This window comes from Thalassospira lucentensis, from assembly GCF_011806425.1.
In the GTDB taxonomy this organism is placed as follows: Bacteria; Pseudomonadota; Alphaproteobacteria; order Rhodospirillales; family Thalassospiraceae; genus Thalassospira; species Thalassospira lucentensis_B.
The window spans coordinates 314544-326045 of sequence record NZ_JAATOV010000001.1 but is presented as its reverse complement, the minus strand read 5'-3'; the positions used below and the strand labels follow the sequence as shown (position 1 = coordinate 326045).

Annotated in this window: 8 protein-coding genes; 2 read left to right on the top strand and 6 right to left on the bottom strand. The window is 54.6% G+C overall.

Annotated features, from left to right (window positions below):
- Positions 1 to 136 precede the first annotated feature (136 nt).
- Together HCZ99_RS01495 and ccrA are read right to left on the bottom strand one after the other, a co-directional pair.
- Positions 137 to 1804: an acyl-CoA dehydrogenase family protein gene (locus tag HCZ99_RS01495; protein WP_167445133.1), complete on the bottom strand. Its 1668-nt coding sequence runs from the start codon at positions 1802 to 1804 to the stop codon at positions 137 to 139.
- Between the two features lie 130 nt (positions 1805 to 1934).
- Positions 1935 to 3215: a crotonyl-CoA carboxylase/reductase gene (gene ccrA / locus HCZ99_RS01490; protein ID WP_167445132.1), complete on the bottom strand. Its 1281-nt coding sequence runs from the start codon at positions 3213 to 3215 to the stop codon at positions 1935 to 1937.
- A gap of 312 nt (positions 3216 to 3527) precedes the next feature.
- Here ccrA and HCZ99_RS01485 point away from each other — a divergent pair, with 312 nt between their 5' ends.
- Entirely contained in the window at positions 3528 to 5582 is a 2055-nt protein-coding gene (locus HCZ99_RS01485; protein ID WP_167445932.1) for a protein meaA, read from the top strand.
- Here the strand turns inward: HCZ99_RS01485 and HCZ99_RS01480 are convergent.
- The 4 genes from HCZ99_RS01480 to ispH all read right to left on the bottom strand — a co-directional run bounded on the left by HCZ99_RS01480 (position 5579) and on the right by ispH (position 10643).
- Positions 5579 to 7978, bottom strand: coding sequence for a putative bifunctional diguanylate cyclase/phosphodiesterase (locus tag HCZ99_RS01480; RefSeq protein ID WP_254869388.1), 2400 nt, complete (start codon positions 7976 to 7978; stop codon positions 5579 to 5581). The two genes, HCZ99_RS01485 and HCZ99_RS01480, sit on opposite strands and share 4 nt — an antisense overlap.
- A gap of 232 nt (positions 7979 to 8210) precedes the next feature.
- Positions 8211 to 8660: a ribonuclease HI gene (rnhA, locus tag HCZ99_RS01475; RefSeq protein ID WP_167445131.1), complete on the bottom strand. Its 450-nt coding sequence runs from the start codon at positions 8658 to 8660 to the stop codon at positions 8211 to 8213.
- Positions 8661 to 8688: 28 nt separating this feature from the next.
- Positions 8689 to 9657, bottom strand: coding sequence for a homoserine kinase (locus HCZ99_RS01470; RefSeq protein WP_167445130.1), 969 nt, complete (start codon positions 9655 to 9657; stop codon positions 8689 to 8691).
- A 38-nt stretch (positions 9658 to 9695) separates the two neighbouring features.
- On the bottom strand, positions 9696 to 10643 hold the full coding sequence (ispH, locus tag HCZ99_RS01465; protein WP_167445129.1) for a 4-hydroxy-3-methylbut-2-enyl diphosphate reductase: 948 nt from the start codon (positions 10641 to 10643) through the stop codon (positions 9696 to 9698).
- A 267-nt stretch (positions 10644 to 10910) separates the two neighbouring features.
- On the opposite strand from ispH, the gene HCZ99_RS01460 reads away from it, so the two are divergent.
- The gene (locus HCZ99_RS01460) at positions 10911 to 11465 is read left to right on the top strand and encodes a hypothetical protein (RefSeq protein ID WP_167445128.1); all 555 of its coding nucleotides are present in this window, start codon (positions 10911 to 10913) and stop codon (positions 11463 to 11465) included.
- Positions 11466 to 11502: the final 37 nt, after the last annotated feature.

Genomic DNA, 11502 nt, shown 5'->3' with positions numbered 1-11502 from the left:
TATCATACTTTAGGTTGATATAAAAAAGAGGCCCGTCATATTCGACGGGCCAAGGTGGGCCTTGTGGGGTACAGGGCCACGGTTCGATAATCTGATTTGTGAATAGTTTTAATTGCTTAGCAGATCAGTTCCCGGTTCATCGGCCAAGGATGCCACGGGTGACGACCTGTGCCTGAATTTCAGCGGCCCCTTCAAAAATATTTAGGATACGGGCATCACATAGAACGCGGCTGATCTGATATTCCAGCGCATAGCCATTGCCGCCATGGATTTGCAGCGCATTGTCGGCGTTTGACCACGCAACGCGCGCGCCCAAAAGCTTTGCCATGCCCGCTTCGATGTCACAGCGGATATCCTGATCCTTTTCAAGGGCGGAAAAATAGGTCAGTTGGCGGGCGATCATGGTTTCAACGACCATCCATGCGATTTTGCCATAGACCCGCGGGAAGGCGTAAAGCGGTTTGGAAAACTGCACGCGGTCCTTGGCATAGCGCATGCCGATTTCAAGCGCATTTTGCGCAACACCAACCGCACGCGCGGCGGTTTGAATGCGGGCAGACTCGAACGTTGCCATTAGCTGTTTAAAGCCCTGGCCTTCTTCGCCGCCCAAAAGGTTTTCGGCCGGCACGTCAAAGCCATCAAAGGACAGTTCGTATTCCTTCATGCCGCGATAGCCAAGCACCTCGATCTCGCCACCCGACATGCCGTTGGCGGGGAAGGGATCGCTGTTGGTGCCGCGTGGTTTTTCCGCCAATAACATCGAAAGACCGCGATAGCCCGCCTCATCCGGGTTGGTGCGGGCCAGAAGCGTCATTAAGTCGGATCGTGCGGCGTGGGTGATCCATGTTTTGTTGCCCGTCACAGTATAGGTATCGCCGTTTTTGGTCGCCCGGGTGCGCAGATGGGCAAGGTCCGAACCATTGTTGGGTTCGGTAAAGACCGCGGTGGGCAGGATTTCGCCCGATGCCAGTTTGGGCAGGTAATGTTGTTTTTGCGCCTCCGTGCCGCCAAGGCGGATCAGTTCGGCGGCAATTTCGGATCGGGTGCCGAGTGATCCCACCCCGATATACCCGCGAGAGAGTTCTTCGGTGACAACGCACATGGCGGTTTTGCCCATGCCAAGGCCCCCGAATTCTTCGGGGATGGTCAGGCCAAAGACGCCGAGTTCGGACATTTCATCGACGATTTCAATCGGGATCAGTTCATCGCGTTCGTGCCAGCCATGGGCATGGGGGGCGACCTTTTCATCGACAAAACGGCGGAACTGATCACGGACCATATCGAGCATTTCGTCTTCAAGGCCGGTTTCGCCAAAGCGGCCGGTATCAAGGCTGTCTTGGATGTTCTCGGCAATTGCGCGGCGCGTGGCATCGCAGTTGCCATGTGTGGCAAGTGTGATGACCGACGGGTTGGCGCAAAAGGCAGCAATGATATTGGGGGCCACGCCAAGGGTGGAAAGGCGGATAAATTCGCCCTGCGACATTGCGATGCCGCCCATGATCTGGGCCAAATATTCGCCAAAGGCGGCCTGAAGGATAAGCTGTTCAAGCGGGCCGTTTTTATCCTGAGCGGTTAGGCGATCTGACCATGCCTTCATTTGTTGAAGGGCGGTGACATAGGTGGTGAACCAGGCAAAGCCGTGGGCGGAAAATTGGTTTTCATCAAACGCGGCAGCGTCGATTTTGCCATCGACCGTGACAGACGCACGCAGCGCATTTTCAGCCGCGTCATAGACCGGGGCCAATGCCGACAAAGTATCGTCACACAAACGGTTCAGATCAGAAAGCAGGGCGGTATCTGTCATGGTTTTGGTCCTTGGATCGGCGTGGCTGTGTAAGGCCGTTGTTCGTTGGTAGAGGGGCTGGCATCCCGATGCCGGACAGGGGAAGAACGCGCAAACGGGATGCCATGGTCAGTCGATCCTTTATGTGGGTTCAGGTTTCGACTGCTTCTTCGAGGGTGCGCATGCCCGGGCGTTTGGCCTGTACCAGTACGGCCATGTTTCCGGGTTTGTGTTCGTTATTCATCATTTTCATGTGGGCGCGCGGGATATCATCCCAGCCAAACACCTCGGACATGCTGGGATCGATGCGGCGTTCGATCATCAGCTTGTTGGCCTGGGCGGCCTGTTTCAGGTTGGCAAAGTGGCTGCCTTGGATGCGTTTTTGGCGCATCCAGACAAACCGGGCATCAAAGGTCAGGTTAAAGCCGGTGGTGCCAGCACAAAACACAACCATGCCGCCGCGTTTAACCACATTGCACGATACCGGGAAGGTTTGCTCGCCCGGATGTTCAAAGACGATATCAACGTCTGTGCCCTTGCCGGTAATGTCCCAAATGGCTTTGCCGAACTTGCGGACTTCTTTCATATAGGCGCCAAATTCCGGACCATTCACGGTCGGCAATTGCCCCCAGCATTCAAAATCCTTGCGGTTAATGACGGCCTTGGCCCCAAGGCCCAGAACAAATTCACGCTTTGATTCATCGGAAATAACCCCGATGGCATTGGCGCCAGCGGTGGTGATCAATTGGATCGCCATGGACCCCAATCCCCCAGACGCCCCCCAAACCAAAACATTATGACCCGGGCGCAAGATATGCGGGCGATGGCCAAACAGCATGCGATAGGCGGTGGCAAGGGTCAGGGTGTAACACGCACTTTCTTCCCACGTCAGGTGCTTGGGCCGGGGCATAAGTTGCTGGGATTGCACACAGGTAAATTGTGCGAATGATCCATCAGGCGTTTCATAGCCCCAAATCCGCTGGGTCGGGGACAGCATCGGATCGCCGCCGTTGCATTCTTCGTCGTCGCCATCATCCTGATTACAGTGAATGACGACTTCGTCGCCGACTTTCCAGCGCGTGACTTTGGATCCGACCGCCCAAACGATGCCCGATGCATCGGACCCGGCAATGTGAAACGGGCTGTCATGGACATCAAAGACCGAGATCGGTTTGCCAAGGGATGCCCACACACCGTTGTAATTCACCCCGGCCGCCATCACGAGAACGAGGACTTCGTGACTGTCTGGCTGGGTGACGGGCAGAACTTCGCATTCCATGGCGGTATCGGGTTCGCCGTGACGTTCGCGGCGAATGGCCCAGCCATACATGTTTTTGGGTACATGGCCGAGCGGCGGGATTTCGCCGATCTCATACAGATCTTTGATGTCCTGACCGCCACGGAAAGGCAGCACTTCAGCGGTGGTGTTCATGGCCTTTACTCCTTTTTCGGGTCGATCCGAATCGCGCTGGGCTGTGGTGTCTTTAAATGACCCTTTGATGATCCTGTGTTGCGCTGCGTTCGGCGAAACCGCCAAGTCCCGGAATTTGTTTTCGTTTCCCGGAATATTCCCCGAATTCCCGGCGGTTTCGCGCGGTGGTTTTTCGGGGTGGCGTGTTTTTCGCTTTTATCGCGTTGCACAAATTGTTATATAATTATCCAAATGATGTCTAGTGGATAATTTAATAACGTTTATGCGCAATTAAATGTAACAATGTCAGCAATAAAAGTACGCGAGGTCGTGATGGCGATGGAAAACAAGCGCAGTGCAACAAGCCCGGAACGCGATCGGCCGTGGCTTATTCGCACCTATGCCGGGCATAGTTCGGCAGCGGCATCAAACGCGCTGTATCGTCAGAACCTGGCGAAGGGACAAACGGGGCTTTCGGTCGCGTTCGATTTGCCGACCCAGACCGGATATGACGCGGACCATATTTTGGCGCGCGGCGAAGTCGGGAAGGTCGGGGTGCCTGTCGGGCATCTGGGCGACATGATGACGTTGTTTGAGGGTATTCCGCTTGATCAAATGAATACATCGATGACGATCAACGCCCCGGCGGCGTGGTTGTTGTCGCTGTATATCGCGGTGGCGGAAAAGCAGGGAACCGCGCGGGCGAGCCTTCAGGGGACAACGCAAAATGACATCATCAAGGAATACCTGTCGCGCGGGACATATATCTTTCCGCCTGCGCCCAGCCTGAAACTGATTACAGACGTTGCGGCATTCACATATCGCGAGGTGCCAAAATGGAACCCGATGAATGTGTGTTCGTACCATTTGCAAGAAGCGGGTGCGACGGCAGAGCAGGAATTGGCCTATGCGCTTGGTACGGCGATTGCGGTTTTGGATTCGATCCGGGATTCAGGACAGGTGCCCGAAGAAGATTTTGCCAAAGTCGTCGGCCGAATTTCATTTTTTGTGAATGCAGGCATTCGGTTCGTCACGGAAATCTGCAAGATGCGGGCGTTCTGCGAATTGTGGGATGAAATCACCCGGGATCGTTACGGGATCAAGGACGCCAAATACCGTCGGTTCCGGTATGGGGTGCAGGTCAATTCGCTGGGCCTGACCGAACAGCAGCCCGAAAACAATGTGTATCGCATCTTGATCGAAATGTTGTCGGTGGTGCTGTCAAAAAATGCGCGTGCGCGTGCGGTGCAGTTGCCAGCGTGGAACGAGGCGCTGGGCCTGCCGCGGCCATGGGATCAGCAATGGTCGCTGCGACTTCAGCAAATCATGGCCTATGAAACCGATCTTTTGGAATATGAGGACCTGTTTGATGGCAATCCCGCGATTGAGCGCAAGGTCGGTGCCTTAAAAGACGGGGCGCGGGCAGAATTGGCCCGGCTTGATGCGATGGGCGGGGCAATTGCGGCGGTGGATGCCGGATATATGAAGCAGGAATTGGTCAAATCCAATGCCATGCGCTTGGCCGATATTGAAAGCGGCGCGACCAAGGTGGTGGGCGTCAATGCCTTTGCCGAGACCGAACCATCGCCATTAACGTCGGGCGAAAAATCGATCATGACCGTCGATGACATGGCCGAGCAGGAACAGATCGAAAAACTGAAAGCCTGGCGATCCGATCGGGATCAGGCCGCGGTGAAAGATACGCTGGCGGGGTTGGAACAGGCCGCGCGCGAAGGCCGCAATATCATGGAAAGTTCGATTGCCTGTGCGCATGCCGGTGTGACCACCGGCGAATGGTCCGAAACCCTGCGCGAGGTGTTTGGCGAATACCGTGCGCCGACCGGCATTACATCCATGATCGTCACCGGGGATGCGGACAATATTCAGACGTTGCGTACACGCGTTGACGAGGTTTCTGAGAAGCTGGGTGAACGCATGAAGATGCTGGTTGGCAAGCCGGGGTTGGATGGGCATTCCAACGGGGCGGAACAGATTGCGGTTAAGGCCGGTGACGTCGGGATTGAGGTTGTCTATGACGGCATCCGCTGGACGCCGGATGAACTGGTACGCAACGCGATTGATGAAGGCGCGCATGTGATCGGGTTATCGATCCTGTCAGGATCGCACGTGCCGTTGGTGCGTGATGTGGTCAATGGATTACGCGCCAAGGGGGCGGGGCATATTCCCGTTGTTGTTGGCGGGATCATTCCGGACGCGGATATGCTTGTGTTACGCCAAATGGGGGTTGCGGCGGTCTATACGCCAAAGGATTACCAGTTGGTGCGGGTGATTTCCGAAATTGTCGATCTGGTGGATCGCACGTCTGGCAGCGGTCCGGTGATGCCGCGCGATGGTAAACAGCCGTCTGAACCCAGTGCGGTTTACTAGGTTTTCGCGCAGACCTTTTCGGTTTCCTGACTTTGGCGTTCATTGACCCATTTAACGAAGGTGTCGGACGGCAAAGGCTTGGAATACAAGAAGCCCTGAATGAAGTCGCAGCCCTTTTCACACAGGTATTTGAACTGTTCGACTTCTTCCACACCCTCGGCCACGACTTCGAGGTTCAGGCTGTGGCCAAGGCCGATGACGGCATCGACAATTGCCTTGTCATCTTCGTCCACATGGATGTCATTGACAAAGGATCGGTCAATTTTGATCGAGGTGACCGGGAATCGTTTCAGGTAGTTCAGCGATGAATAGCCCGTGCCAAAGTCATCAATCGCGATGAGCACGCCAAGGGCTTTGAGCTCTTTGAGGGTTGAAACCGCCTTTTCCGGATTGTTCATCAGGATGGATTCGGTGATTTCGAGTTCCAGTGTGCCTTCGGGAAGGGCGGTGTCCTTTAAAATCCGTGTGACACTGGCAACCAGTTCGGCGTCCTGGAACTGTGCGGGGGACAGGTTCACGGCAATGCGCATGCCGGGCAAAGTTGATTCGCGCCAGATTTGCGTTTGCTTGCACGCCTTTTCGAGAACCCACGCACCGAGACGGTTGATCAAGCCGCATTCTTCGGCGACCGATATAAATTCGCCGGGCAGGATCATGCCGCGTTCCGGGTGGTGCCAGCGCACAAGGGCTTCGGCACCGACAACCCGTTCGTTGTGGCAGTCGATTTTGGGTTGGTAGTACAGTTCAAGCTGATCGTGCTCCAGCGCGTGGCGCAGATCTTCTTCGATGGTTTTGCGTTCTTTGACCCGTTCATGCATGGATGGCAGGAAGAAGCGGTAATTGTTGCGGCCTTCGGCCTTGGCAGCATACATCGCCATGTCCGCATTTTTGACCAGCTGTTCGGGGTTTTCGCCGTCCTCTGGGAACAGGGTGATGCCGACACTGGCGGTGGAATGCAGACGCACACCTCGGCAATCAAATGGCTGGCAAAGTTCATCAATGATGCGTTGTGCCAGGGCAATGGTGTCTTCGATGTTTTGAACGTCGGTCTGGATGATGGCAAATTCATCGCCGCCAAGACGTGCGGCCGTATCAGAATCGCGGATGATCCGTGACAGGCGCTGCCCCATTTCCTGAATCATCAGATCGCCGACGTCATGACCAAAGTGGTCATTGATGTCCTTAAACCGGTCAAGGTCGACAAACAGCACGGTCACACCCCGTTGGAAACGGCGTGCCGACAGCAATGCCTGCCGCAGGCGATCAAGGAACAAGGTGCGGTTGGGCAGGCTGGTCAGCACGTCATGCACGGCGAGATGGCGCATGCGGGCTTCGGTTTGTTTGCGTTCGGTAATGTCGGTATAGGTCGCAACATAGCCGCCGCCGGGCATTGGGTTGTGATCAACCTGAATGACGCGGCCGTTCGGGCGGGTGCGTTCCATACGATAAGGTTCGCGACGGCGCGCAATCGCAACACGATCGGAAATCAGCGCCTGAATGCTGACATCGCCATATTCGCCGCGTTCACCGTTGAAACGCAGGATATCGGAAAGCGGGGTGCCTTCCTTGACCAGATCGCGCGGCAGATTAAGCAATTCGATATAGCGTTCGTTCCAGACCATCAGATTAAGGTCCTGATCGAACAGGCAGATGCCCTGACCGATATTATGAAGGGTTGCTTCAAGCAGGGCCTGTTTACGCTGGGCTTCTTCTTGGGATTGGCCCTGAAGGGCGACCATTTCGTTATATTCGCGGATCAAAAGACCCAGTTCATCCGAGCTGTTCCATTCCACGGGGCGACGCAGGCGCCCATGTTTGGTCATGCGGATGGAATGCAAAAGACGATTAAGCGGTTCTTTGATCGACCGTTTGTTGGCGATCAACAGGCTGGCCGCGACCACCGAGATCAGCAGGCCAAACAAGATCATGTCAATTGCGATACGGCGCATCAGAAGGTTTTTGACGCGTTCCTCGGTGAAGTAAATCACCAGTTCGCCAACATCGTGGCGGACATTGTTGCGTTCAAAATAAACCCGGCGCGACAGACGCAAGGTATCGGCCAACTCGGTTTGGGATACGCCGGTATGGGCAAATTCGGTTCCGTCTGCCCCCAAGGCCTGAACGGCGACGATGTCGCGGTCACGCGCCATGGCGTTCAGGGCCGATTCGATATTATCGACATCAAGATACCAGAATGGGGTTGCCAGCACGCGGGCGTTGATATCGGCGGTTTGTTCGACCTTGCCATTGAGGTCGTCGCGCAGCACCTTATAGCTGATGTAGCCAAAGATAATGAACAAGGCGAGAGAGAATACAGAGACCAGCGGCAATGCTATAAATAGCAGCCGGCTGCTGAGGGACTTCCGTTGTAAAAAACCGTACGGTCCGCGCGACAAGCGTATTCTCCTAGGCACCCATCTCCAACGAGCCAAGCTGTATCGTACTCGACCTTTGTATGGGGGCCAATCCCCCCAACGTCGAGGTTAACTCAACCCGGAAGTTCGTCGGAACGCAAGTTTGATTTTGTTTTTCTTATAAATAATACAGTCTAAAGACTTAAAGCCCCACATATTTTGGGGCAAAGACGTTCATCTTCAAGTATTTATTATAAATTATAATGATTTATCGCTATTTCGGGACAGCCATTCGGGCCAGTTCATCGCAGCGTTCGTTTTCGGGATGACCTGCGTGACCTTTGACCCAGTGCCATTCGACTTGGTGGGGTTTTAGGGCTTCGAGCATCCGTTTCCAAAGTTCGACATTTTTGACCGGCTTTTTATCAGCGGTTTTCCAGCCGCGTTTTTGCCAGCCAAAAATCCATTTGGTGATGCCGTCGCGCACATAGCTGCTGTCGGTATAGATATTGATGATGCACGGACGTTTCAGGGCTTCGAGTGCACTGATCGCGGCCATCATTTCCATGCGATTGTTGGTTGTTTCGGGATCGCCCCCCGACAGTTCCTTTTCCACACCCTTAAAGCGCAGGATCGCCCCCCAACCACCGGGGCCGGGGTTGCCGCTGCAGGCACCGTCGGTGAAGATATCGACGCGGTTATCGTCAGTTGGCTGTGTCGTCATGTCGTCGCGTCCTTGTTGGGGAATGCCCCTAATCTAAACCATAGGCGGATGCGTTTTTCACCCGTTGATGAAAACGCAATTTGGTGATGTATTCGCGCGGATTTTTGGGGGTAACCAAGGCGTCCTTTGGCGTGTTGACCCAGTCATAAAGACGGGTCAGCAAAAAGCGCAAACTGGCCCCACGCGCCAGAACCGGAAGGGCGGCAAGCTCGGTCTCAGACAGGGCGCGGACCTTGCCATACTGTGACAGCAGGTTTTTCGCCTTGGTGACGTTAAAGCTGCTGTCAGGTTCAAAGCACCATGCATTCATGCAAATTGCGATGTCATAGGCCAAAAGATCATTACACGCGAAATAGAAATCAATCAGGCCCGACACATCTTCTTTGCCCGGGAAGAAAAAGACATTGTCGGGGAATAGGTCGGCGTGAATGACGCCTTTTGGCAGGTCATGCGGCCAGTTGGCTTCAAGATAATCAAGCTCGTCAGCGATCATTTTGCCCAAGCCCGGCTCGACATCGTCGGCATGTTCCTGGCAGCTTTCAAATAGCGGGCGCCATCCCTTAACACTTAGCGCGTTGGGCAGGTGCATTTCAAAGTCTTGCCCGGCGGTATGGAGCTGTGCCAATGCGGTGCCAAGCCCGGCACAATGATGGGGCAGGATGCGGCGCGGCGACATGCCTTGCAGGAAGGATGTGATGGCGGCTGGACGCCCGCACAGGCGGCGCAGCGCAACGCCGTCTTTGCCGTGGATCGGGGTGGGGCAATTAAGCCCGCTGGCCGACAGGTGATCCATCAGCCCCAGATAAAATGGCAAATCATCCGGATTTACCCGCTTTTCATAAAGGGTAAGGATAAAAGGGGCTTGGGTCGTTTGCAGCAGAAAGTTGGTGTTTTCCACACCTTCTGCGATGCCCTTAAAGGACACGACATCACCGATATCGTATTCGGCAACAAAACGCGCGATATCTTCGTCTGAAACGTCGGTATAGACGGCCATTGGGTCTTTTATATTCCTGAATTAGGTTTTGATGCCGGTTAGCTTGCCAACTGACGGGGCAGTTTGAACGTCACATTTTCGTCGGTCAATGTGATGGTTTCAACCGTGACATTGTAACGTTCACGACAGGCATCAATGACTTCTTCGACCAGAACTTCTGGCGCGGATGCACCGGCGGTAATGCCAAGCGATTTGATGCCTTCAAGGGTCGACCAATCAATGTCCTTGGCCCGTTCAACCAGCACCGATTTAAGGCATCCTTCGCGTTTGGCGACCTCAACCAAGCGGTTGGAGTTTGACGAGTTCGGCGCGCCCAGAACAAGGATGGCGTCGGTTTGCTCGGCAATCAGTTTGACCGCGTGCTGGCGATTGGTGGTCGCATAGCAAATGTCTTCTTTTTTCGGCACCGAAATGCTTGGGAAGCGCCGCTGAAGAATTTCAATAATTTTGGCGGTATCGTCGAGCGACAAGGTCGTTTGCGTCACAAAAGCAAGATTTTCCGGATGGTCGTATTCCAGCTTTTCGGCGTCTTCTTCGGTTTCGATCAAGGTCATGCTGCCGGGCGGCAATTGGCCCATCGTCCCGATGACTTCGGGGTGGCCGGCGTGACCGATCAAAAGGATATGCTTGCCATCGGCGTGATGACGTTCCGCCCCCCGATGGACTTTCGATACCAGCGGGCAGGTCGCATCAAGATATTGCAGATTGCGGCTTTCGGCGGCTTCGGGGACGGATTTTGGCACCCCGTGCGCGGAAAAGATTACCGGAACGCCGTCAGGCACCGCATCAAGTTCATCAACGAACACTGCCCCCATATCGCGCAGGCGGTCGACGACGAATTTATTATGGACGATTTCGTGTCGGACATAGACGGGCGCGCCATATTTTTCGAGCGCCTTTTCCACAATTTCAATCGCACGGTCAACGCCGGCGCAGAAGCCGCGCGGGTTGGCAAGAACGATCCGAAGTTCGGCTTTGTCTGGCATGATACTGTCCGGGTTTTAGAGGCGCTGATACGACAAGCGCAGTTGTTTCTATGCCCCCGTTACATAACCCGCCTGATCGTGCTGTGCAATGTCTGAGCAACGATTGACGTGGTGGGTTGGCTGCGGTGGTTTGAGGTATTCTTTGATTGCGGACATTTGAAGCGGGTTGTGTGTCTTGAAGCGAAAGAATAGACTGCGCGCGGACCACCCATCAATTGGGCCCGAACCGGGGAAGGTCACGAAACAAACGCTATAATAGAGGCTTGGATGACGATCGGTAACGGATTGCGGCGCGTATGTGCATTTGGAATGGTGTCTCTTGGTGGGCTTTTGGCCGCGTGCGGGACAAATCCGTTCGAAGAAGCACCAGTTCCGGCGTGTCCGGCGGCGTATCTTCCAAAGGATACGGCAAAGTTGGTCCAGTTTAACGGGACCGGCAAGGATTTGACCGACGTTGTGTTTGAAGCCGAGCTGAATGGCTATGACGGTGATTGCGGCTATGATCTTGATGATGGTGTGCTGAACGTGATCATCAGCCCGGTGATTACTGGCGAGCTTGGCCCAGCGGCGCAAAATCGTTCGGCAAGCTTTAAGTATTTCGTGGCGTTGCGTGATCCCGATGGCAATTTCGTCGAGAAATCGGTTTTTGATGTGAACATGCCGTTCCCCGAAAACCTTAATCTTGCACGTTACCGCGATGAGCAGGTGACGTTGAACGTGCCGCTGGCCGATGTTTGGGCGGGACCTGATTTCGAAATTTATATGGGCTTCCAGCTGAGTGCTGATCAGCTTGAATATAACCGTCGTTTCGGTTCAGAATAACCCGTCAGGGTTGAATATGCCCCATCCTGATTGCCCG